The 24,571-nt window shown below is 53.2% G+C and carries 20 protein-coding genes; 13 read left to right on the forward strand and 7 right to left on the reverse strand.

Annotated elements, in window-relative coordinates; translation table 11 throughout:
* Window positions 1-250 precede the first annotated feature (250 nt).
* Window positions 251-1,378: a slipin family protein gene (locus tag ACU8YC_RS20665; RefSeq protein ID WP_446895697.1), complete on the forward strand. Its 1,128-nt coding sequence runs from the start codon at window positions 251-253 to the stop codon at window positions 1,376-1,378.
* A 5-nt stretch (window positions 1,379-1,383) separates the two neighbouring features.
* Window positions 1,384-2,169 carry a nucleotidyltransferase domain-containing protein gene (locus ACU8YC_RS20670; protein WP_187260056.1) on the forward strand — a complete coding sequence of 262 codons (786 nt, stop codon included), beginning with the start codon at window positions 1,384-1,386 and terminating at the stop codon, window positions 2,167-2,169.
* A 42-nt stretch (window positions 2,170-2,211) separates the two neighbouring features.
* On the opposite strand, the gene lysC is transcribed toward ACU8YC_RS20670, so the two are convergent.
* Entirely contained in the window at window positions 2,212-3,561 is a 1,350-nt protein-coding gene (gene lysC / locus ACU8YC_RS20675; RefSeq protein ID WP_446895698.1) for a lysine-sensitive aspartokinase 3, read from the reverse strand.
* A 301-nt stretch (window positions 3,562-3,862) separates the two neighbouring features.
* On the opposite strand from lysC, the gene pgi reads away from it, so the two are divergent.
* From pgi to ACU8YC_RS20700, 5 genes are all read left to right on the forward strand, one after another.
* Entirely contained in the window at window positions 3,863-5,509 is a 1,647-nt protein-coding gene (pgi, locus tag ACU8YC_RS20680; protein ID WP_151218080.1) for a glucose-6-phosphate isomerase, read from the forward strand.
* Window positions 5,510-5,978: 469 nt separating this feature from the next.
* The gene (gene yjbE / locus ACU8YC_RS20685) at window positions 5,979-6,221 is read left to right on the forward strand and encodes an exopolysaccharide production protein YjbE (protein WP_061382702.1); all 243 of its coding nucleotides are present in this window, start codon (window positions 5,979-5,981) and stop codon (window positions 6,219-6,221) included.
* 85 nt (window positions 6,222-6,306) lie between these two features.
* Window positions 6,307-6,945, forward strand: a complete 639-nt coding sequence (locus tag ACU8YC_RS20690) for a YjbF family lipoprotein (protein WP_423390896.1) — start codon at window positions 6,307-6,309, stop codon at window positions 6,943-6,945.
* Entirely contained in the window at window positions 6,942-7,679 is a 738-nt protein-coding gene (locus ACU8YC_RS20695; protein ID WP_187253982.1) for a capsule biosynthesis GfcC family protein, read from the forward strand. Before ACU8YC_RS20690 ends, ACU8YC_RS20695 begins: the two co-directional genes overlap by 4 nt.
* A complete protein-coding gene (locus tag ACU8YC_RS20700; RefSeq protein WP_151218077.1) occupies window positions 7,679-9,775 on the forward strand; it encodes a YjbH domain-containing protein in 2,097 nt (698 codons plus the stop codon). The genes ACU8YC_RS20695 and ACU8YC_RS20700 overlap by 1 nt, the downstream gene beginning before the upstream one ends.
* 34 nt (window positions 9,776-9,809) lie before the next feature.
* Here the strand turns inward: ACU8YC_RS20700 and ACU8YC_RS20705 are convergent, their stop codons facing one another.
* The gene (locus ACU8YC_RS20705; protein WP_151218076.1) at window positions 9,810-10,262 is read right to left on the reverse strand and encodes an acyltransferase; all 453 of its coding nucleotides are present in this window, start codon (window positions 10,260-10,262) and stop codon (window positions 9,810-9,812) included.
* 138 nt (window positions 10,263-10,400) lie between these two features.
* Between ACU8YC_RS20705 and psiE the strand changes: the two genes are divergently transcribed.
* Window positions 10,401-10,811 (forward strand): phosphate-starvation-inducible protein PsiE, encoded by a 411-nt coding sequence (gene psiE, locus ACU8YC_RS20710; protein WP_003031674.1) that lies wholly within the window; start codon window positions 10,401-10,403, stop codon window positions 10,809-10,811.
* Between the two features lie 45 nt (window positions 10,812-10,856).
* On the opposite strand, the gene xylE is transcribed toward psiE, so the two are convergent.
* From xylE to malE, 4 genes are all read right to left on the reverse strand, one after another.
* A complete protein-coding gene (gene xylE / locus ACU8YC_RS20715) occupies window positions 10,857-12,332 on the reverse strand; it encodes a D-xylose transporter XylE (protein WP_187253980.1) in 1,476 nt (491 codons plus the stop codon).
* Between the two features lie 323 nt (window positions 12,333-12,655).
* Complete coding sequence (malG, locus tag ACU8YC_RS20720) at window positions 12,656-13,546, reverse strand: maltose ABC transporter permease MalG (RefSeq protein ID WP_005132680.1); 891 nt, start codon at window positions 13,544-13,546, stop codon at window positions 12,656-12,658.
* 14 nt (window positions 13,547-13,560) lie between these two features.
* Window positions 13,561-15,105: a maltose ABC transporter permease MalF gene (gene malF / locus ACU8YC_RS20725; RefSeq protein WP_151218075.1), complete on the reverse strand. Its 1,545-nt coding sequence runs from the start codon at window positions 15,103-15,105 to the stop codon at window positions 13,561-13,563.
* Between the two features lie 187 nt (window positions 15,106-15,292).
* A complete protein-coding gene (gene malE / locus ACU8YC_RS20730; protein ID WP_151218074.1) occupies window positions 15,293-16,483 on the reverse strand; it encodes a maltose/maltodextrin ABC transporter substrate-binding protein MalE in 1,191 nt (396 codons plus the stop codon).
* 360 nt (window positions 16,484-16,843) lie between these two features.
* Between malE and malK the strand changes: the two genes are divergently transcribed.
* From malK to ubiA, 5 genes are all read left to right on the forward strand, one after another.
* Complete coding sequence (gene malK / locus ACU8YC_RS20735; protein ID WP_151218073.1) at window positions 16,844-17,953, forward strand: maltose/maltodextrin ABC transporter ATP-binding protein MalK; 1,110 nt, start codon at window positions 16,844-16,846, stop codon at window positions 17,951-17,953.
* 80 nt (window positions 17,954-18,033) lie between these two features.
* Window positions 18,034-19,389 carry a maltoporin gene (locus tag ACU8YC_RS20740; protein WP_151218072.1) on the forward strand — a complete coding sequence of 452 codons (1,356 nt, stop codon included), beginning with the start codon at window positions 18,034-18,036 and terminating at the stop codon, window positions 19,387-19,389.
* A gap of 113 nt (window positions 19,390-19,502) precedes the next feature.
* The gene (gene malM, locus ACU8YC_RS20745; RefSeq protein ID WP_286543711.1) at window positions 19,503-20,450 is read left to right on the forward strand and encodes a maltose operon protein MalM; all 948 of its coding nucleotides are present in this window, start codon (window positions 19,503-19,505) and stop codon (window positions 20,448-20,450) included.
* Window positions 20,451-20,630: 180 nt separating this feature from the next.
* Entirely contained in the window at window positions 20,631-21,128 is a 498-nt protein-coding gene (gene ubiC / locus ACU8YC_RS20750; protein WP_044715430.1) for a chorismate lyase, read from the forward strand.
* A 13-nt stretch (window positions 21,129-21,141) separates the two neighbouring features.
* Window positions 21,142-22,014: a 4-hydroxybenzoate octaprenyltransferase gene (ubiA, locus tag ACU8YC_RS20755; protein ID WP_151218070.1), complete on the forward strand. Its 873-nt coding sequence runs from the start codon at window positions 21,142-21,144 to the stop codon at window positions 22,012-22,014.
* 53 nt (window positions 22,015-22,067) lie between these two features.
* Here ubiA and plsB read toward each other — a convergent pair whose 3' ends face one another.
* Window positions 22,068-24,488: a glycerol-3-phosphate 1-O-acyltransferase PlsB gene (plsB, locus tag ACU8YC_RS20760; protein WP_286541272.1), complete on the reverse strand. Its 2,421-nt coding sequence runs from the start codon at window positions 24,486-24,488 to the stop codon at window positions 22,068-22,070.
* Window positions 24,489-24,571 lie beyond the last annotated feature (83 nt).

Genomic DNA, 24,571 nt, shown 5'->3' on the forward strand with positions numbered 1-24,571 from the left:
CCGGCACGTCAGGAACGGCACAGGTTGTTTTCCGGAAGTGTTCCGTCAGCCGATGACCACCAAATGGGTTCGATTCCCGATTCATTCTCCCAATGAAACTGGTTGTTAATCATAGAAATAAAGCGGAGCAATGCGCAGTTAGCACGCTCCAGAACAGGCTGCCGGTAAAGATGCCGTGCGGCAGGCAAAAGGGAATTCCCCTGCCGCTTCGCCCCTGCACCCGCGCCTGAACGATATTAAGGAATATAAAATGGCTAAGAAAATTACTATTCGTAAAGGCCAGCTTGGCCTGTTATCCCGACAGGGTGACTACTATCAGGTGCTGAATACAGGTGAACACCGTTTGCCATGGTTTAACACTCCGGACGTTCTGGTAATCAATACCGATGGCAGCGAAATTCCGGAAGCGCTCGCGGAGTATTTACGTCGCTTCCAGCCTACATGGGTGGAGCAGTACTGTGTGATGGCTGATTTAACCGATACTGAAGCAGGTGCGCTGTATGTGAACGGCATCTTGCAGGAAATTTTGCCACCGGCAACGCGCCGTCTGTACTGGCAGGCCGATGAAGCACTGAAGCTGGTGCGGATGGATACACGTCAGGTTTTGGTTCCTGTTGATGTGATGAACGCGGTGTTACAGCCCCGTCGCAGCGGTGCGGTGAAAGGTCGCGAAGCGATCTTAACGGTGCAGGTTCCGGCGTGGCACGTTGGTGTACTGAAAATTGATGGTGAAACTCAGGCGCTGTTGCCGCCGGGGTTAACAGCATACTGGAAGGTAAATCATCTGATTGAAGCGGAAGTGGTGGATACCCGCTTGCAGGTGCTGGAGGTCGGCGGCCAGGAGATCCTGACCAAAGATAAGGTCAACCTGCGTTTGAACCTGGCGGCGAACTGGCGTTATAGCGATGTACTGCTGGCATTTGGTCAACTGACTAAACCGCTGGATCACCTTTACCGTGAGTTGCAGTTTGCGCTGCGTGAAGCGGTGGGAACGCGCACGCTGGACGAACTGCTGGAAGATAAACAGGTGATTGATGAGGTGGTGAACGCGCAGGTGAAAGCCCGCATGACGCCGTTTGGTATCGAGGTGGCTTCGCTGGGGGTAAAGGATATTGTCCTGCCCGGCGATATGAAGGCCATTTTGTCGCAACTGGTTGAAGCGGAAAAATCCGCCCAGGCCAACGTGATCCGACGTCGTGAAGAGACTGCTGCCACGCGATCGCTGTTGAATACCGCAAAAGTAATGGAAAACAACCCGGTAGCGCTGCGCTTAAAAGAACTGGAAACCCTCGAAAGAGTCGCGGAACGGATCGATAAAATCTCGGTATTCGGTGGCCTCGACCAGGTGTTGCACGGTCTTGTGAACATAAAAGGATAAAAATAATGAGTTACAACACAGTGGACGGTGCAATGCGCGAACGGGTATTGCGCCAGCTAAAAGAGGTGGAGAAACGCTATAACGTCAGGGTGCTGTACGCCTGTGAGTCCGGCAGCCGTGGCTGGGGATTTGCCTCGCCAGACAGCGATTACGACGTGCGGTTCCTCTATGTTCATTCCCCTGAATGGTATCTGCGGATCGAAGCGCCACGTGATGTTATCGAGCTGCCGATAGATGATGAGCTGGACGTGTGCGGCTGGGAATGGCGCAAGGCGCTGGGGTTACTCAAAGGCGCAAACCCGACGCTTATCGAGTGGCTGGATTCGCCGGTGGTCTATCAGCAGGATGATGCGACCGTGTCGGCGCTGAAAGCGTTGGTGCCTGAATGGTTTTCCCCGCTGCGTGCCCGCTGGCACTACTATTCAATGGCGCGGAAAAACTTTCGCGGTTATCTGCAGGGCCACGACGTGCGATTGAAGAAGTACTTCTACGTCATTCGGCCGCTGCTGGCGGTACGTTGGGTGGAAGCGGGCAAGGGCGTACCGCCGATGCGTTTTGCCGAGCTGCTGGCGGGAAGTGAACTGGATGCGCCATTGCGTCAGGAAATCGACGAATTGCTGGCGCGCAAACAGCGCTCAGGTGAGGCTGAGTATGGTCCGCGTCGTCCATTGTTACATGCGTTTATCCGCACCGAACTGGAGAGAGGAGAAATTCCGCCGATCTTACCAGACAGCCGGGAGGGGAATGTCCGGACACTGGACCGACTATTATATGACACGGTGATGCGGTGAAAATGCCCGATGGTACAAGAGCCATCGGGCGTTAGCGTCTACTCACTCAAACAAATTATGGTGCAGCTTCTGTACCACCTGCTCAGCTTCGTTACCGGGCACCAGGAAGCACAGGTTATGGCTGGATGCGCCGTAGCAAATCATTCGAATGTTGAACGGCTCCAGTACGCCGAACACCTCTTTACCCACGCCGCAGGCTTTGGACAGGTCATTGCCAATCAATGCCACCAGCGCCAGGCCTTCTTCCACTTCAACCCGACACAGGGCCGACAGTTCCATCAGCAGAGACTGCGTTAACAGCGTATCGCCGGTGGACGTTGAACCGGTGGTATCCAGCGTCAGCGCGACGCTGACTTCGGATGTGGTGATTAAATCGACCGAGATATTGTGGCGTGCCAGGATGCCGAACACTTCCGCTAAAAAACCACGAGAGTGCAGCATATTCAGGCTATGCAGTGTCAGCAGCGTCTGCTTACGGCGTAACGCCAGCGCACGAAACAGTGGTGGATTCGCGGTTTTATTGCAGACCAGCGTACCGCCTGCTTTTGGCTCCTTACTGGAGCCAACAAATACCGGGATATCGCTACGTACGGCTGGCAACAGGGTTGCCGGATGCAGTACTTTCGCGCCAAAGGTCGCCATTTCTGCGGCCTCTTCAAAAGCGATTTCATCAATACGCTGCGCAGCCGGAACCACGCGCGGATCGGTAGTGTAGATGCCGGGAACGTCGGTCCAGATATCAACGCGCGTTGCGTGCAGCGCTTCGGCCAGCAGGGCGGCGGTATAATCGCTGCCGCCGCGTCCCAGCGTGGTGGTGCGGCCCTTGCTTTCACTGCCGATAAAGCCTTGGGTGATGACCAGACCTTCGCTCAGGCGCGGGGCCAGCTGGTGCGAAGCCAGTTCAGCCAGCTCCGCAACGTCGGGCTCTGCACGGCCAAAACGATCGTTGGTGCGCATCACTTTACGCACGTCAAACCACTGCGCTTGCACGTTGCGCTCACGCAGGATCTCGACGAATAGGAGGGTAGACATCAGTTCACCGTGGCTGACCAGTTCGTCGGTCAGCGCGGTTGAGGTCGCCAGTGACGCCGCTTCTGCCAGTGTGGTGATGTTCTCCAGCAAACGTTCGATCTCTTCACGAATGACGTTCGGATAACGCAGGCGTTCCAGAATATTGAACTGAATTTGACGAATGGCGTCGAGTTTTTCGAAGCGTTCGGTTGGCTCCAGACCTTCTGCCAGCGCGACCAGCAGGTTAGTAATACCCGCTGAAGCGGACAGCACCACTAAACGTACGTTAGCATCAGAAAGCACGACATCAGCGCTGCGATTCATGGCATCAAAATCCGCCACGCTGGTACCGCCAAATTTGGAGACAACTACATCAGTCATAACTACCTCGTGTCAGGGAATGAATAGAGCGACCATGGCACAAAGGCAGAACGGAAACCGGTGCAGGCGCAAATGCAAATACCGTATTTATAAATAAAATGTGTGGCCTGTACTGTCAACGCTGGGATTATGCGGATTTTTCATGCTGCGTTAACGCTGAGTAACAGTACTTATAACAGCTATACTTTTTAGCCACATTTGGCGGATGCCCTGGCAATGGCATTAAAACAATCACACTTTTCTGTGGCTGGCGTTACAATCGATCTCAGTCACAATTCTCAAAATCAGAAGAGTATTGCTAATGAAAAACATCAATCCAACACAGACCTCAGCCTGGCAGGCACTACAAAAACACTTTGAAGAAATGAAAGACGTTACTATCGCGGATCTGTTCGCGAAAGATAGCGATCGTTTCACTAAGTTTTCCGCGACGTTTGACGATCTGATGCTGGTGGATTTCTCCAAAAACCGCATCACTGAAGAAACGCTGGCTAAACTGCAGGATCTGGCAAAAGAAACCGATTTGGCCGGTGCTATCAAGTCCATGTTCTCCGGTGAGAAAATCAACCGCACTGAAGACCGTGCCGTACTGCACGTGGCGCTGCGCAACCGTAGCAATACGCCAATCATCGTTGACGGCAAAGATGTGATGCCGGAAGTGAACGCGGTGCTGGAAAAGATGAAATCCTTCTCTGAAGCGATTATCTCCGGCAGCTGGAAAGGCTATACCGGCAAAGCCATTACTGATGTCGTGAACATCGGTATCGGCGGCTCTGACCTCGGCCCGTTCATGGTGACTGAAGCGCTGCGTCCGTACAAAAATCACCTGAATATGCACTTTGTGTCTAACGTCGATGGTACGCACATCGCCGAAGTGCTGAAAAAAGTGAACCCGGAAACCACGCTGTTCCTGGTCGCTTCCAAAACCTTCACCACCCAGGAAACCATGACCAACGCCCACAGCGCGCGCGACTGGTTCCTGGCGACCGCTGGCGACAACAAGCACGTAGCCAAACACTTCGCAGCGCTGTCTACCAACGGTAAAGCGGTTGGCGAGTTCGGTATTGATACTGCCAATATGTTTGAGTTCTGGGACTGGGTTGGCGGTCGTTACTCCCTGTGGTCTGCAATTGGTCTGTCCATCATCCTGTCCGTAGGCTTCGACAACTTTGTTGAGCTGCTCTCTGGCGCGCACGCGATGGACAAACACTTCTCCACCACCCCGGCTGAGAAAAACCTGCCGGTGCTGCTGGCGCTGATCGGTATCTGGTACAACAACTTCTTCGGTGCCGAAACCGAAGCGATTCTGCCGTATGACCAGTATATGCACCGTTTCGCTGCCTACTTCCAGCAGGGTAACATGGAATCTAACGGTAAATACGTTGACCGTAACGGCAATGCGGTGGATTACCAGACTGGCCCAATCATCTGGGGTGAGCCGGGCACTAACGGCCAGCATGCGTTCTACCAGCTGATCCACCAGGGTACCAAAATGGTGCCGTGCGATTTCATCGCCCCGGCCATCACTCACAACCCGCTGTCGGATCACCACCCGAAGCTGCTGTCTAACTTCTTCGCGCAAACCGAAGCGCTGGCATTCGGCAAGTCTCGTGAAGTGGTTGAGCAGGAATATCGCGACCAGGGTAAAGATCCGGCTACGCTTGAGCACGTTGTGCCGTTCAAAGTGTTTGAAGGTAATCGTCCAACGAACTCCATCCTGCTGCGCGAAATCACGCCGTTCAGCCTGGGTGCGCTGATTGCCCTGTACGAGCACAAAATCTTCACTCAGGGCGCGATCCTGAACATCTTCACCTTTGACCAGTGGGGCGTTGAGCTGGGCAAACAGCTGGCGAACCGTATTCTGCCAGAGCTGAAAGATGGTTCCGAAGTGAGCAGCCACGATAGTTCTACCAACGGTTTGATTAACCGTTATAAGTCCTGGCGCTAATCTGCTTCTTCCTTCGAACCGCAGCGGTGTTGGCTGCGTTCGTTAACCCCGGGAACATAGCTATCTATGGCCTCGGGGATTAACGATCTTGCCGCCTTGCTGCAATTCGAATGAATTTGCAGATTACCTGTGATAGAAGCTGATATTATTATCAGCTTTTTTTATAAGATAATTCCACTTCTCCACGTTATTACCTAAAAATTTAATTGAGCTTAATCCTAAAATAATTTATTCACCGTTATCCTGTTTCTGATATTTTCAGATTTACCGGATATTGTGTTTTTACTATTATATTTTAACTATTTGAATTAATTTGTTTTTATTATTTGCTATTAATAATTTTTTCTCTCGTTATCTAATTGTCCTAAATTCCCTCTCGACCTAATTTACAAACTTCGCTTGTGTATACTCGATCTCGCCCGAAATTCTTTTGGGTAAATCTCCATTCATACAATGAAGGGAATTTGTGATGAAAAAAGTTCTGTATGGCCTTTGGGCTATATCTGCGCTTGCGGTGACCTCTGTCTATGCCGCCCCCGTTCAGGTGGGTGAGGCTGCAGGGTCGGCTGCCGCGTCGGTTTCGGCGGGAAGTTCCTCCGCGACCAGCGTGAGCACCGTAAGTTCTGCGGTGGGGGTTGCCCTGGCGGCGACCGGCGGCGGCGATGGTTCTAATACCGGAACCACCACCACGACAACCACCAGTACCCAGTAACACCAGTACGTAGCCCCTGAAGTATGACGGGGATTAACCATAACCACACTTCGGTGTGGTTATTTTGCCGCTGCGGAGAAACGTCGTGAAGCGACCAGCGCTCATAATGGTTTGCCTGTTACTACAGGCGTGCTCAGCCACCACCGAAGGGTTGGGGCATTCGCTGTGGGATAGCGTGTTTGGTACTCCCGGCGTACAGATGACGGACGATGAAATTCAAAACATGCCTTACGCCAGCCAGTACATGCAGCTCAACGGCGGTCCCCAACTGTTTGTGGTACTCGCGTTTGCAGAAAACGGACAGCAGAAATGGGTGACTCAGGATCGGGCCATTCTTGTCACGCAGCATGGGCGCATCGTGAAAACACAGCTCGGTACAGACAACCTGATCGAGGTGAATAATCTGGCGGCAGACCCGCTCATCAAGCCAAATCAGATAGTCGACGGCGCAACGTGGACCCGCACGATGGGCTGGACTGAACATCAGCAGGTACGCTATGCCACCGCGCGCTCGGTTTTCACCTGGGATGGCGCAGACACCATCAAAGTCGGCAGCGATAACACGCTGGTACGGATCCTCGATGAAGAGGTCACCACCGATCAAACGCGCTGGCATAACCGCTACTGGGTAGATAGTGACGGCATGATTCGCCAGTCAGAACAGTATCTTGGCGCAGGTTTCTTCCCGGTGAAAACTACGCTGATTAAGGCGGCAAAACCATGATGAAACAAATGATTACTGCGCTGACATTCAGCCTGTGCGCGGCATCTGTTTTTGCTGTGGGCAGTGTAAAAGTGATCACGACAGGTAGCACAGAAGCAAAAACGCTGACCGGGGCTGAACATCTGCTCGACCTGGTCGGACAGCCGCGGTTGAGCAATAGCTGGTGGCCAGGCGCGGTTATCAGCGAAGAGCGGGCAACAACTGAGGCACAACGTCAGCAGCAGGCATTACTGGCTCGTCTGGCGACGTTGAGCGCTGAAGCAAGCGGTGATGATGCTGGCGCTATCAACGCATTACGCCAGCAAATTCAGGCGCTGAAGGTGACCGGCAGGCAGACAATTAATCTCGACCCGGATGTAGTGCGTACCAGTGAGCGAGGCAACCCGCCGTTGCAGGGTAATTACACGCTGTGGGTCGGACCGCAGCCCACGGATATCACGCTGTTGGGTTTGCTAAGCCACTCGGGTAAACAGCCGTTTATACCCGGACGTGATGTTGCCAGCTATCTCGATGGGCAGCATCGGCTCAGCGGCGCGGATCGTAGCTACGCCTGGGTTGTCTATCCCGACGGACGCACACAAAAAGTACCGGTCGCCTACTGGAACAAACGTCATATTGAGCCGATGCCCGGCAGCATCATTTTTGTCGGGCTGTCGGACTCTGTCTGGAGCAGCACCCCGGATGAAATCAATGCCGACATTCTTCGCACCCTGACCCAGCGGATACCCGAATAATGAGAAAAACTTATCTGCTCAGCCTGTTGGCGCTGGGTATCAGCGCGGCCTGTCACGGTGAAACGTATCCTGCGCCGATTGGTCCTTCCCAGTCTGATTTTGGTGGCGTAGGGCTGCTGCAAACCCCAACCGCACGCATGGCGCGTGAGGGCGAAATGAGCCTTAACTACCGCGATAACGATCAGTACCGCTATTACTCTGCGTCGGTGCAACTGTTTCCGTGGCTGGAAACGACCCTGCGCTATACCGATGTGCGCACTAAAAAATACAGCAGCGTGGAGTCGTTTTCAGGCGATCAGACATACAAGGATAAGGCTTTCGACCTTAAACTGCGATTGTGGGAAGAGAGCTACTGGATGCCGCAGGTGGCGGTGGGCGCGCGCGATATTGGCGGAACCGGCCTGTTCGATGCGGAGTATATTGTGGCGAACAAAGCCTGGGGACCGTTTGATTTCTCACTCGGTCTCGGCTGGGGATACCTCGGGACCAGTGGTAACGTCAGCAATCCGTTTTGCTCATACAGCGATAAATTCTGTCATCGCGATAACAGTTACAAGCAGGCGGGTTCCATTGACGGCAGCCAGATGTTCCACGGCCCGGCGTCGCTGTTTGGCGGCGTGGAATATCAGACACCCTGGCAGCCGCTGCGTCTGAAACTGGAGTACGAGGGCAATAATTACCAGCAGGATTTTGCGGGCAAGCTGGATCAGAAGAGCAAGTTTAACGTCGGCGCTATTTATCGCGTCACCGATTGGGCCGACGTTAACCTCAGCTATGAGCGCGGGAACACCTTTATGTTTGGGTTCACGCTGCGGACTAACTTTAACGACTTGCGACCACACTATAACGATAACGCCCGTCCGAAGTATCAGCCGCAGCCGCAGGATGCCATCCTGCAACATTCGGTAGTGGCGAATCAGCTAACGCTGCTGAAATACAATGCCGGGCTGGCGGATCCTAAAATCCAGGTGCAGGGCGATACGCTGTATGTAACCGGCGAACAGGTGAAATACCGTGATTCGCGCGAGGGGATCGAGCGTGCCAACCGGATCGTGATGAACGATCTTCCAGACGGGATCCGCACGATCCGTATTACGGAAAATCGCCTTAACTTGCCGCAGGTGACGACCGAAACAGAAGTTTCCAGCCTGAAGCACCATCTGGAAGGCGAACCGTTGGGCCATGAGACTCAGCTGGCGCAAAAACGCGTGGAGCCGGTGGTGCCGAAAACGACCGAGCAGGGCTGGTATATCGATAAGTCGCGCTTCGATTTCCACATCGATCCTGTGCTTAACCAGTCGGTGGGCGGCCCGGAAAATTTCTATATGTATCAGTTGGGCGTGATGGGTACGGCGGATTGGTGGGTGACCGATCATCTGCTGACCACCGGGAGTTTGTTCGCCAACCTCGCCAATAACTATGACAAGTTTAACTACACCAACCCGCCGCAGGATTCGCATTTGCCGCGTGTGCGTACCCATGTACGTGACTATGTGCAAAACGATGTTTACGTGAATAACCTGCAGGCCAACTACTTCCAGTCACTCGGCAACGGGTTTTACGGACAGGTGTACGGCGGCTATCTGGAGACCATGTATGGCGGGGCGGGGGCAGAAGTGCTGTATCGCCCGCTGGACAGCGATTGGGCGTTTGGTGTTGATGCCAACTACGTGAAACAGCGTGACTGGCGTAGCGCGCAGGACATGATGAAATTCACCGACTACAGCGTGAAGACCGGGCATTTGACGGCGTACTGGAATCCTTCTTTCGCCCAGGATGTGCTGGTGAAAGCCAGCGTGGGTCAGTATCTGGCCGGGGATAAGGGCGGAACGTTGGAGATCGCCAAACGCTTCGACAGCGGTGTCGTGGTGGGTGGTTATGCGACTATCACTAACGCCTCGCCGGATGAGTATGGCGAAGGTGATTTTACTAAAGGGGTGTACGTTTCCGTGCCGCTGGATCTGTTCTCGTCAGGCCCAACCCGCAGTCGCGCGGCGATTGGCTGGACGCCGTTAACGCGCGATGGCGGTCAGCAGCTTGGGCGTAAGTTTGGTCTGTACGATATGACCAGCGACAGAAGTGAAAACTTCCGCTGACTGATGGCCGGATGCGACTTGCGCTCATCCGGCTCTATAAACGGCGCAATAATTTTGCCGGGTTTCCCGCATACACGCCTTTCTCGGTGATCGATTTGGTCACTACGCTGCCCGCGCCGATGACCGCGCCATCGCAGACAGTGACCGCCAGAATGGTCGCCCCGCTGCCGATCGAAACATCGTCGCCAATCGTAATGCGACCCCAGCTGTTGCGGTCGGCGTTGGGTTTTCCTCCGCGAAACATATCGTTGGCGAACATCACGCCATGCCCGATAAAACAGCGGGCGCCGAGGGTGACATATTCGCAGATGAAGGTATGCGACTGAATTTTGCTGTCTGCACCAATCTGCGTGTTGCCCTGGATTTCAACGAATGGTCCGACAAAAACGTTGTCACCCAATATGCAATCGTAGAGATTGGCGGGTTCATAAATCACCACGTTCTCACCGCAGGTCACGTTGCGGATAGCAGATTGTCTTAGCTGCATAATTCATCCTGTGAAATGTATCGTGGTATTCATCATTCTCTGTTGACCTTTCTTGCACAAAACATAAACAAAAAATGTAGATCTCTGTCACATTTTTGCGTTATACAGGAACCTCGCCACTGAGTATGAGGTGCTGTTATGACGTCGCTATCTCGTCCGCGCGTGGAGTTTATCTCCACCATTTTACAGACCGTGTTGAATCTGGGACTGCTGAGTCTGGGCCTGATCCTGGTCGTATTCCTCGGGAAAGAAACGCTGCATCTGGCGGATGTGCTGTTCGCGCCGGAACAAACCAGCAAATATGAGCTGGTGGAAGGGCTGGTGGTTTACTTCCTGTATTTTGAATTTATCGCGTTGATTGTGAAGTACTTTCAGTCAGGGTTTCACTTTCCGTTGCGCTACTTTGTCTATATCGGGATCACCGCGATTGTGCGGTTGATCATCGTCGATCATAAAGCGCCGATGGATGTGCTGATCTATTCTGCGGCGATCCTGCTGCTGGTGATCACCCTGTGGCTGTGTAATTCCAAACGGCTGAAGCGAGAGTAAAAAACAACACGCCGCATTCGGGCTGCGGCGTGTTGATGGTCAGGGTTACTGCGCAGAGGCAGGTTTCGCTTTCTCTGCTGCGGGCTCCCACAGTTGTTCAAGTTCTTCCAGCGTTTTGCCCTTGGTTTCCGGTACGAACCGCCACATAAACAAGGCTGCCAGAATGCCCATACAACCGTAGATCCAGTAGGAAAAACCGTTGTGGAAATGGGAAACCAGCCACGAATTTTTGTCCATCATCGGGAAGGTCCAGGAAACGAAGTAGTTTGCCAGCCATTGAGCGGCAACCGCAATGGCGAGTGCCTTGCCACGAATCGCATTGGGGAAAATTTCGGCCAACAGCACCCAGCAAACCGGCCCCCAGGACATGGCGAATGCGGCGACGTAAAACAGCATCGACAGCAGCGCTATCAGCCCGGAAGCCTGGGTGTAAAACGCAGTACCGAGACTGAACATACCAATGGCCATACCTAAGGCGCCAATAATTTGCAGCGGTTTGCGACCAAATTTATCCACCGTCATGATCGCCAATACGGTAAAGCTCAGGTTGATCACGCCGACAATAATGGTCTGCAGCAGCGCCACATCGGTACTGGCTCCCAGCGTTTTAAACACCTCCGGGGCGTAGTACAGCACGACGTTGATACCGACGAACTGCTGGAAAATGGAAAGCATTACGCCGATGACGATAACGCCTGCACCAAACATCAGCAGGCGACCACCGGTTTTGCGACCATGTTCCAGAGACTGATTGATCTCCTGCATGGCCTGAGTGGCGAGTGTGCTACCCATAATCTTGCGCAGAATACCTTCTGCTTGTTCGTGTCGACCACGCGCCATCAGCCAGCGCGGGCTTTCTGGTACGGTGTACAGCAGCAGTAAAAACAGCAGGGCGGGAATACTTTCTGACGCAAACATATATCGCCAGCCATCGGTATTCAGCCAGTTAGCGTCGCCTGAACGCGCGATGAAATAGTTAACGCAATACACTAATAGTTGACCAAAAATAATGGCGAACTGGTTAAACGAGACCAGTTTCCCACGAATGTGTGCGGGGGCCAGTTCGGCAATATACATTGGTGAGAGCATCGAGGCTAAACCTACGCCAATACCACCAATGATACGATAAATAACAAATTCGGGAACGTATCCGGCCAAATAAACGGGTACGGCGTTATCTGGATTAATCGTGGTAAAGCCTAATTCAGGCCAGGCGGAACCAATACCGGAAATAAAAAAAAGCAGGGCCGCGATTTTCAGCGAGTCCCGACGACCAAAGCGGTTACTACAATAGCCGCCCAGCGCACCGCCGATGATGCAGCCAATCAACGCGCTGGCGACGCAAAAACCCAACAATGAGTTGGCGGCGGATTCACTTAAGTGTTGTGGAGCGACAAATACGGTATTTAAGGATTCTACCGTTCCGGATATGACAGCAGTGTCGTAACCGAATAATAGTCCTCCTAAAGTTGCGACTAATGTAATCGAAAAAATATAACTAGAATTATATTGAGTGTTCATTCAGACCTGCCTTAGAGGGTACAGCTCTTTTGATCAGTGCCGTGATGGTGAATTTAACAGGCAGGGAAGACAATTATCATTTTTTACATTGCAATTACGTTTTGTCTTTTCTGTGATCTTAATTCCGTTTAATTAGTTCATTTTCAGGCGCAAAATATAATTGCAGTGATGGGGAGCACGAAAGGAAATAATCGTAAGCGTAATGCAAAATAACATAAAAAAAGGGCGCTCCGTAGAGCGCCGAATAACAGTCACAGGTTGGGATAACATAAGTTGAGGGTTGCAGTGGCTTGCCCGTTGCCGGGCGTTTACTTCGGTAAAACTTAACCTTTCACACCACCTGCCGTCAGGCCGTTGACCAGCCAGCGTTGTGCCAGCAGGAACACCAGTGTGATCGGAATGGCTGAAAGTACAGCTGCGGCGGCAAAGTCGCCCCACAAATAGTTCTGTGGATTGAGGTACTGCTGCATACCTACCGCAAGGGTGTAGCTGTTCACATCACGCAGCAGCAGTGACGCGACCGGTACTTCGGTAATAGCGGCAATGAATGACAGAATAAACACCACCGCCAGAATCGGAACGGAAAGCGGCAGCAGCACCAAGCGGAATGCCTGCCACGGCGTCGCGCCGTCCAACGAGGCCGCTTCTTCCAGCGAACCATCGATGGTTTCGAAATAGCCCTTAATCGTCCACACATGCAGCGCAATACCGCCAAGATAGGCGAAGATCACGCCGCCGTGAGTGTTCAGACCAATAAACGGAATGTACTGGCCCAGGCGGTCAAACAAGGCATATAACGCGACCAGAGACAGCACCGCCGGGAACATCTGGAAAATCAGCATCCCTTTAAGCAGGGTTGCTTTACCGGGGAAGCGCATACGGGCAAAGGCGTAAGCACAGGTGGTGGAAAGCGTCACAATACCGATCGCGGTAATGGTGGCCACTTTCACTGAGTTCCACAGCCATAGCAGTACCGGGAACGGCGGCGGCGTCACACGGCCATCTGCGTGCTCAACGCTAAAGCCCAGCGCCAGTTTCCAGTGTTCCCAGGAGATGTTTTCCGGGATCAGGCTACCGGTGGCGAAGTTACCTTCGCGCAGCGAGATAGCGATAACCATCAGCAGCGGGAACATGATCGCTGCGATGAAAATCAGCAACAGCAGGTGCGTTGTTAAGAGACGCAGTTTCTGAGATTTGGGTTGTACCATAGCCATGTTCGTTGTCTCCCTTAATCAAACTTCATTCGTGTGGCTTTCAGGTTAACAATCGCCAGCGCACCCACCAGCAGGAAGATCAGCGTGGCAATCGCCGCTGCCAGACCGAAGTCCTGACCGCCGCCGCCTTCAAAGGCGATACGGTAGGTGTAGCTCACGAGCAGGTCGGTATAGCCTGCTGGCGTGGTGGTGCCAAGACGGTCCGGGCCACCGTTGGTCAACAGTTGAATCAGCACGAAGTTGTTAAAGTTAAAGGCGAAGCTGGCAATCATCAGCGGTGTCAGCGGTTTAATCAGCAGCGGTAGCGTAATCTTAAAGAAGTTCTGGAACGGGCCAGCGCCGTCCATCGCCGAGGCTTCATATAAATCGTCAGGAATCGCTTTCAACAGACCCATGCACAGGATCATCATGTACGGATAACCCAGCCAGGTATTGACGATAATAATCATCGAGCGTGCGGTGGTAGGGTCGCTGAACCAGGCCGGTTTGATGCCAAACAGTGCGCTCAGCATCATGTTGATTTCACCAAAGCTCTGGTTGAACAGCCCTTTGAAAATCAGAATCGAGATAAACGACGGCACAGCGTACGGCAGGATAAGCAGCACACGGTAAATCGCTTTGCCTTTGAGTGACTCCCACTGTACGAGACAAGCCAGCACCATCCCGACGGCCACGGTGAGGATCACGGTCAGAACGGAGAAGACCACCGTCCAGACAAAGATGGCGAAAAACGGTTTCTGGATACCTTCGTCGGTAAATACGCGGGTGAAGTTATCCCAGCCGATGGTCACGGTATAGCCAGGGCTTAACTTTTCTGCACCCCAACTACCGTCGGCGTTAATCGCCTGGTAATAACCAATGTCGTTGTTCGGACGGTATTTCACGCCGCTCTGGTTGTTGGTGAGCGTACCGTCATCAGCGAGCGTATAAAGTGGCTGCGTGCCGGAGAACTGGCGCAACGAGCTCATAATCACTTTGCTTTCATCCGGCAGGATGGCGGTCAGTTGGTTCAGCGCCTGGCGATTCTGCGTGATGATGCGCAGCGTCCCACGCTCGCCCGCTGGCAAGGCATCCGTTTCTTTCAGTTGCAGTTTCTGTTCGCCGCCAAATTTAAAGGCGTCGGAAACATAATTCTTGCCGGTTTCACCGTCGGTGAGGGCCAGTTGCCACTCCGCACCCGCCGGATACAGACCAAAGTTGTAGGTTTTCCCAGCCTGATAAGAACGATCCATCAGGACTTCCTGAGCACGTTCAAAGGTCAACTGGTTGGTGCTACTGTAGTTGGTAAAGGCAATCGCGATCGTACAAATCAGCGGAAACAGGACAAACAGCCCCATACCGGCAACGCCCGGGTAAACATAGCGCCAGGCATAGGTTTTGCGGTTAGCGAAAATATACAGGCCAGCAGAGCTTAAAATCAGCGTCATGATGGCAAACAGGTACTCCCCCTGAGCGTACATCAAAACAACAAGGTAACCGACCAGTAGCCCAAGCAGACCTATCACTGACCATTTCAGTGTGTCGCTTTGCCACCAGTGTTTCTTTTTAATGACATCCATGGGGTTCAATCCTCTTTACGCTTTATCCTTCGCACTACCTCTTTGTTGGCTGCGGAAGCGCACCCCAGTCACTTACTTATGTAAGCTCCTGGGGATTTGCCTCCTTGCCGCCTCGATGTAGCGCGAATGCTTTCGCGTAACAACGTATTCAATAAACCTGATTCCCTAAGAAATAAGGGAAACCGTATTACTTGGTGATACGACCCTGCGCGTCTTTCAGTGCAGCATCAACTGTCTGACGACCGCTGGCGGCGTTGATCACTGCAGTACGAACGGCATACCAGAATGCAGACATCTGCGGGATGTTCGGCATGATTTCGCCTTTCTGGGCGTTATCCATGGTGGCCGCGATACGTGGGTCTTTGGCTAACTGATCCTGGAAGGATTTCAGCGCAACCGCACCCAGTGGTTTATCCTTGTTCACTTCATCCAGACCCTGATCGGTCAGCAGGTAGTTTTCGAGGAACTCTTTCGCCAATTCTTTGTTCGGGCTGGCAGCGTTGATACCGGCGCTCAGCACGCCAACAAACGGTTTAGACGGCTTACCTTTGAAGGTTGGCAGCAGAGTCACGCCGTAGTTGATTTTGCTCTTGTCGATGTTCGACCATGCCCACGGACCGTTGATGGTCATCGCCGTATCGCCTTTGTTAAAGGCGGCTTCGGCGATGGAATAGTCGGTATCCGCGTTCATGTGTTTGTTCTTGATCAGGGAGACCAGGAAGGTCAGACCCGCTTTCGCGCCGGCGTTATCCACGCCCACGTCTTTCACATCGTACTTGCCGTTTTCAAACTTGAATGCATAACCGCCGTCGGCGGCAATCAGTGGCCAGGTGAAGTACGGTTCTTGCAGATTGAACATCAGCGCGGATTTACCTTTCGCCTTCAGCTCTTTATCCAGTGCAGGAATTTCTTCCCAGGTTTTCGGTGGGTTTGGCACGAGGTCTTTATTGTAAATCAGCGACAGCGCTTCAACCGCGATCGGGTAGGCGATCAGTTTGCCGTTATAGCGCACGGCATCCCAGGTGAACGGATAGAGCTTGTCCTGGAATGCTTTGTCTGGCGTGATTTCAGCCAGCAGGCCAGACTGAGCGTAACCGCCAAAACGGTCATGCGCCCAAAAAATGATGTCCGGGCCGTCACCGGTTGCGGCAACCTGAGGGAATTTCTCTTCCAGTTTGTCCGGGTGCTCAATGGTGACTTTGATACCGGTGTCTTTTTCGAATTTTTTGCCCACTTCAGCGAGGCCGTTATAGCCTTTGTCGCCGTTAATCCAGATAACCAGCTTACCTTCTTCAATCTTGGCGAGAGCCGAGGCGGAAAACATCATCGTCGTTAATGCGGACAATGCGAGGATGCGTGCGCCAGTTTTGATTTTCATAGTTCCCATCCTGTTTGGTGATTTTGCAGAGGTGGCTTAACGGTGACTAGTTTCTTTATACGACAACCTCTTTCCATCCTCCTTATCCCTACGCCCCACCCGCTCTTTATGTGATCTGTGTTACATAAATGTGAGTATTGCGTACTGGCGCACATAAAAACCCACCGATTTTTGCAGGCTGCATCACGAAATTCCTCTGAAGCAGGAGGGCCGGGTCTCAGACGCTGCTCTCTCATCCTCCCGCCTCCTCCCCCATAAAAAAGCCGGGGGGTGGAGGATTCACGCCATCAAGGGATAACGCATAGTCAGCCCATCATGAATGTTGCTGTCGATGACAGGTTGTAACGAAGGGAGAAGGGCATGGCGAGCGTACAGCTGCGTAATGTAACGAAAGCCTGGGGTGACGTGGTGGTATCAAAAGATATCAATCTCGACATTCACGAAGGGGAGTTCGTGGTGTTTGTTGGACCGTCAGGCTGTGGTAAGTCGACCTTGCTGCGTATGATCGCCGGACTTGAAACCATCACCAGTGGCGACCTGTTTATCGGTGAGACCCGGATGAACGACATTCCGCCCGCCGAACGCGGTGTGGGCATGGTCTTTCAGTCCTACGCGTTGTATCCCCATTTATCCGTTGCGGAAAATATGTCGTTCGGCCTCAAGCTGGCTGGCGCAAAAAAAGAGGTGATGAACCAGCGCGTGAATCAGGTGGCGGAAGTTCTGCAACTGGCCCATCTGCTGGAGCGTAAACCGAAAGCACTTTCCGGCGGACAACGTCAGCGCGTGGCGATTGGTCGTACGTTGGTCGCTGAACCGCGCGTATTTCTGCTCGATGAACCTCTCTCCAACCTCGATGCAGCACTGCGCGTACAGATGCGCATTGAAATCTCCCGTCTGCATAAACGTCTTGGCCGCACGATGATTTACGTCACCCACGATCAGGTCGAGGCGATGACGCTGGCCGACAAAATCGTGGTGCTGGATGCGGGGCGCGTGGCGCAGGTTGGTAAACCGTTGGAGCTGTACCATTACCCGGCTGACCGCTTTGTTGCCGGGTTTATTGGCTCGCCGAAGATGAACTTCCTGCCGGTGAAAGTTACCGGGACGGCCATCGATCAGGTGCAGGTTGAACTGCCCAACCGCCAGCAAATATGGCTGCCGGTAGACAGCCACGCGGTGCAGGTTGGCGCCAACATGTCTTTAGGTATCCGTCCGGAGCATTTGCTGCCCAGTGATATCGCCGATGTCACCCTCGAAGGTGAAGTGCAGGTGGTCGAGCAGCTTGGTCACGAAACACAAATTCATATCCAGATCCCCGCCATCCGTCAAAACCTGGTTTACCGCCAGAACGACGTGGTGTTGGTACAAGAGGGTGCCACATTCGCTATCGGCCTGCCGCCAGAGCGTTGCCATCTGTTCCGTGAGGATGGCACTGCATGTCGTCGGTTGCATCAAGAGCCGGGCGTTTAAGGCCCCCATAAAAAAAACGAAACGCAAAACTATCAAGTCGATGCGTTTAGAGAAAAGCAATGATCTCAGGAGATAGAACGATGATTACTCTGCGCAAACTCCCTCTGGCGGTTGCTGTGGCGGCAGGCATTATGTCTGTTCAGGCAATGGCTGTGGATTTCCATGGTTATGCACGTTCCGGCATAGGCTGGACGGGTAGCGGCGGTGAACAACAGTGTTTCCAGGCAACCGGTGCTCAAAGTAAATACCGTCTTGGTAACGAATGTGAAACCTATGCGGAAATCAAATTAGGTCAGGAAGTGTGGAAAGAAGGCGATAAGAGCTTCTACTTCGACACCAACGTAGCCTACTCTGTGGCACAACAGAATGACTGGGAATCGACCAGTCCGGCATTCCGTGAAGCCAACGTGCAGGGTAAAAACCTGATTGAATGGCTGCCAGGCTCCACTATCTGGGCCGGTAAGCGTTTCTATCAGCGTCATGACGTCCACATGATCGACTTCTACTACTGGGATATTTCAGGTCCTGGCGCTGGTATTGAAAACATCGATCTGGGCTTCGGTAAACTGTCTCTGGCGGCCACCCGTTCTCAGGAAGCTGGAGGGTCTTATACCTTCAGTAGCCAGAATATCTACGACACCTCTAAAGATACCGCGAACGACGTATTTGACGTACGTTTAGCGCAGATGGCTACTAACCCTGACGGCATGCTGGAGCTGGGTGTGGACTATGGCCGCGCGAATAAAACCGACGGTTACAGCTACGCGGATGACGCAACGAAAGATGGTTGGATGTTCACCGCAGAACACACCCAAAGCATGCTGAAAGGCTATAACAAATTTGTTGTTCAGTACGCGACTGACGCCATGACAACGCAAGGTAAGGGCGGCTCGCAGGGGACTTACGGCTCTACCTTCGATACGCAGGTATCTCCAGATGCACCTGTCATCCATCATGTTGACAACAACATCAATAACAACGGTAGCCTGGTACGCGTACTTGACCACGGTGCAATCTCTCTGGGCGACAAGTGGGACCTGATGTACGTCGGTATGTATCAGAACATCGACCTGGATAACGACCTGGGTACCGAATGGTACACCGTCGGTATCCGTCCGATGTACAAATGGACGCCGATCATGAGCACCTTGCTGGAAGTCGGTTACGACAACGTCAAATCTCAGCAAACTGGCGATCGCAACAGCCAGTACAAAATCACCCTGGCGCAACAGTGGCAGGCGGGCGACAGCATCTGGTCTCGCCCGGCAATCCGCGTCTTCGCAACCTATGCCAAATGGGATGAAGAGTGGGGTTACGTGAAAAATGGCGACAAAGTTTCTAAATATGCCGCCGCAACCAACTCTGGTATCAGCACAACCAGCCGTGGCGACAGCGATGAGTGGTCCTTCGGTGCCCAGATGGAAATCTGGTGGTAATTCAGCACTAATCTGACGTAAAGACCGAAAGAGGGGCGCCAGCCCCTCTTGATTACGGTTTAGCGCGCTATTGCCTGGCCACCGCTGAACCCATGCTATCTGAGGTGATAACAATGAAAATGAAGAAAAGTCTCGTTGCCCTTTGTTTATCTGCAGGGTTATTTGCCAGCGCGCCTGGCATCAGCCTGGCCGATGTAAATATTGTTCCGCAGAACACCACCGCGGCTCCAGCTATTCCCACTGCTGCGCTACAACAGTTAACCTGGACGCCGGTTGATCAATCCAAAACCCAGTCGACACAGCTAGCGACAGCGGGTCAGCGTCTGGATGTTGCTGGTATTACTGGCCCAGTCGCTGCGTACAGTGTACCCGCGAATATTGGTGAGTTAACCCTGACGCTGACCAGTGAAGTCAACAAACAAACCAGCGTATTTGCACCAAACGTTTTAATTCTTGATCAGAACATGACGCCATCTGCGTTCTTCCCCAGCAGTTATTTCACTTATCAGGAACCCGGCGTGATGAGTGCCGATCGCCTGGAAGGAGTCATGCGTCTGACGCCTGCGCTGGGCCAGCAAAAACTCTATATGCTGGTTTTTACCACGGATAAAGATCTCCAGCAGACCACGACCCTGCTTGACCCGGCAAAAGCCTATGCCAAAGGTGTAGGGAACGCGATTCCGGATATTCCAGACCCGATTGCCCGTCATACCACCGACGGTCTGCTGAAGCTGAAAGTCAAAACCAGCTCCTCTTCCAGTGTTCTGGTTGGGCCGCTGTTTGGTTCATCCGGCCCTGGCCCTGTCACGGTTGGCAATACCGCCGCGCCTGCGGTGGCCTACGCGCCCCCGGCTGCAGCAGTGGCTACTCCAGCGCCACAACCGGTGAAGAAAAGTGAGCCAATGCTAAATGACACGGAAAGTTATTTTAACCAGGGCATTAAGGATGCCGTGGCGAAAGGCGATGTCGATAAAGCGCTGAAGCTGCTTGATGAAGCTGAGCGTCTGGGATCCAAATCCGCCCGATCCACCTTTATCAGCAGTGTAAAAGGCAAGGGGTAAACATTTCCCCGCAGTGCTGATTTTGCAACAACTGGTGCGTCTCCTGGCGCACCTTTTTTTATCCTTCGGTGCTAATTGTTACACTTATGTTGCTTTGACGATCACTTAATTGTGTTTGCTCACCCCGTAATGCATTTTCTGCGATACAATGCCTTCAGGTTATAAATCGGAGAGTAAGGCATGCCACACCCTGCGTTAACGCAACTGCGTGCGCTGCGTTATTTTGATGCGATTCCGGCGCTGGACCCGCAACTGCTCGACTGGTTGTTACTGGAAGATTCCATGACTAAACGTTTTGAGCAGCAGGGAAAAAAGGTTACCGTCACGTTACTTCGCGAAGGATTTGTTGGGCAAAATGAGGTGGCTGAAGAACTGATGCTGCTGCCGACAGAACCCCGTTATTGGTTGCGTGAAATCCTGCTCTGCGCGGACGGTGAACCCTGGCTTGCCGGGCGCACAGTGGTGCCTGAATCAACTTTGTGCGGCCCTGAACTGGCCTTACAAAACCTGGGAAAAACCCCGCTTGGGCGCTACCTGTTTACGTCATCGACATTGACCCGAGATTTTATTGAGATTGGCCGTGATGCAGCGCTGTGGGGGCGACGTTCCCGCCTGCGGCTGAGCGGTAAGCCGCTGATGCTTACCGAACTTTTCCTACCTGCATCGCCGTTGTACTGAGAGGAAGATAAAGATGGAGTGGAGTCTGACGCAGAATAAGCTGCTGGCGTTTCACCGCTTGATGCGTACGGATAAGCCAATCGGCGCCTTACTGCTGCTCTGGCCTACGCTATGGGCATTGTGGGTGGCAACCCCAGGCATGCCGCAACTGTGGATCCTGGCGGTATTTGTCGCCGGCGTTTGGTTAATGCGCGCCGCCGGATGCGTGGTGAATGATTATGCCGACAGGAAATTTGACGGACACGTTAAACGCACCGCGAATCGACCGCTGCCGAGCGGGGCCGTCACCGAAAAAGAAGCCCGAACGCTGTTCGTCGTATTGGTATTGCTCGCCTTCCTGCTGGTTTTAACGCTCAACACAATGACCATTATGTTGTCCGTTGCGGCGTTAGCGTTGGCGTGGGTTTACCCGTTTATGAAACGCTATACGCATTTGCCGCAGGTGGTGCTGGGGGCGGCGTTTGGCTGGTCTATTCCGATGGCGTTTGCTGCCGTAAGCGAGTCTGTGCCGCTGAGCTGCTGGCTGATGTTTCTCGCCAACATTCTCTGGGCGGTGGCCTATGACACCCAGTATGCGATGGTTGACCGGGATGATGACCTGAAGATTGGCATTAAATCGACCGCGATCTTGTTTGGTCAAAACGACAAGCTAATCATTGGTATTCTGCAGGTGGGCGTGCTGGTGCTGATGGCGCTGGTGGGCTGGCTAAACGGGCTGGGGCTGGGCTATTACTGGTCACTGCTGGTGGCGGGTGCGCTGTTTGTGTATCAGCAGAAGCTGATCGTTAATCGTGAACGGGATGCCTGTTTTAAAGCGTTTATGAACAATAACTATGTAGGGCTGGTACTGTTTTTAGGACTGGCGATGAGCTACTGGCATTTTTGAGTTTGGCTTAGCCTGCAAAATAAAAACCGGTCATTTCGACCGGTTTTTTTTACTTACTCGCCCTGTGTGGCACTCTCGATGGTCAGACGAACATCCGATGTGACCAGTTCAGCCAGCATCTGATAGATCTTCATCGTCTCTTCCGGCTCGGCATCTCCGGTATCGCTAATGAATCCTTCGTCACGCAGCGTCAGCACCAGAGAGCTGAATACCGCTTTGTCGAAGAATTCCGGCGCGTTAATGCCGTGCAGTACGGAGAGGCGTTGCGCCACGGTGCGGCTCTCTTTCTCAAGCGTACCACGGTTGATGGACGGGTTGGCGCTCAGCAGCCAGAAGGTAATGGCGTAGCGTTGCAACGTCTCGCGAGCACCCGCAGCCAACAGCTGGAGCGTACGGGAGCGGGCTGGGTTAATATGCAGTTCGCCATCCTGCTGAGCGATCAATCCCTGGCGCTGCATTTCGCTGGCCAATTCGTCAATCACTCCGGCAAGCTCATTGCGTTCCCAGCGCAGGAACAGCTCGGCTTTCAGCATTGGATACAACGCATCAATATGCTGCTGTAGCGCGACGCGTGAAATACGACGGCGCTGAGTTACAATGGCTGCCATCAACGAAGGCAGAACCAGCATGTGCGCAATGTTGTTGCGATAGTAGGTCATCAATACGGCCTGCTCGCGCGGCAGTATGATGATGTCGCCGATGGTGTCTTTCTCGACCTCAAACTTGTTCATCTGCAAGGCGTGGTCGATCAACTCACTGGCGCTCTGTGCAGGAACAGTTGAGTCTGCTGCGTACGGCACGTTGCGCAGCAGGCTAAGGTAGCAGTCAAGCTGCTCGGTTAACTGTTCACGGGTCAGAGAGCGCTGGCGGGAAGCCAACAGCGCGGTACAACACAGGTTCATGGCGTTGGCCGCGCCAGCGTTGTTAATGCGCACCATCAGATCGGCGGCAATGTTATTCACTGTCGGCGTCAGCCAGGCCGGGCGGATAGACTCGATAGGATCGATAGATTCACGCCACTCCGGCACATGCTGATTGAGGTACGTCATCAGCGGCATCGGCTCGCCAAAGTTAACGTAGCCCTGACCCAGATTACGCAGCTTGCTTAAGCCACGCAGCATTTGTGGCAGACTCTCTTTTTCTTTTGTCGCGCCACGCAGCTCTTTTGCATAGGTGCCTACTTCCATTACGTGCTCATAGCCGATGTAGATCGGTACGAGGGTAATCGGACGCGTACCGCCGCGCAGCATCGCCTGAATGGTCATCGACAGCGTGCCGGTTTTCGGGTCGAGCAGACGACCGGTACGTGAACGGCCGCCTTCGACAAAATACTCAACCGAGTAACCGCGGCTGAACAGCTCGCCCAGGTATTCACGGAAAACGGTGGAGTAGAGCTTATTGCCCTTGAAGGTACGACGAATAAAGAACGCGCCCAGGCGGCGGAAAATCGGACCTGCCGGCCAGAAATTCAGGTTGATACCGGCAGCGATGTGCGGTGGAACCAGCCCCTGATGATACAGAACGTACGACAGCAGCATATAGTCCATATGGCTGCGGTGGCACGGAACATAAACGATTTCATGCCCATCGTGCGCCAACTGACGTACACGTTCCGCATTATGAACGTTAATCCCCTGATACAGACGGTTCCAGGTAAAGCCCAGAATTCGGTCCGTGAGGCGGATCATCTCGTAGGAGAAGTTGGCGGCAATCTCTTCCATCAGTGCAATGGCATTTTGCTGTGCTTTTTCGTGGGAGATTTTTTTACTGCGCGCTTCATCTTCTACCGCGCGAGCGATCGCTTTTGACGCCAGCAGCTTATTAAACAGATCCTGGCGGGCAGGGAGGCGAGGGCCAACCGCGGCCAGACGCTGGCGAGCAAAATGCATACGCGCCACGCGTGCCAGTTTCTGAGCGATTATCTTATCCGTACCGTGTTCATCCGCCATACGACGCAGGGAGACTGATGGGGAGAAACGGACAAAACTGTCGCGACCCAGCCAGGACACAGCAAAGAATTTCTGTACGCCGTTCAGCATGCGCAGCGGCGGATTGACTTCGCCTTTTTCGCGTCCTGGCGCACGGCCAAACATCACCGAAACCGGCACCATCTGCACATCCAGGTCTGGATTGCTGCGATGCAGGTCGAGATAGTTATGGAACAGCTTGATGGACTCTTCTTTCGGCGTGTAATAGGTGAACACGCGCGGGCCGCCGTGAATAAACACGTAGCGCGGCAGCAGAGTCCCGTCTATCTCCAGCGGTTCCAGGGGATCGGGGAGATCGTGCACCAGACATTGGGCACGCAGCGTCAGCAAGTCTGCTTTTGAATTGTACGGTAGGACGTACATAATGGGACGAGACGTATCGAGTCCCAATTCCGGGGCAGGTTCTGCCGGAATAGACTTGCTTTTTACCAGGATGCTTAATGGTAAATTCAGTAATTTGTAGTAAATTCGTGGCCAGCCGGACATAAACGATGTAAAGCCTCTGGTTAATAATGCAAATGCGCTGCAAGGATATCAGAAAGTTTAGTGAATTTCTGTGGTATCCCGTC

This window comes from Citrobacter sp. VF227, assembly GCF_052950715.1.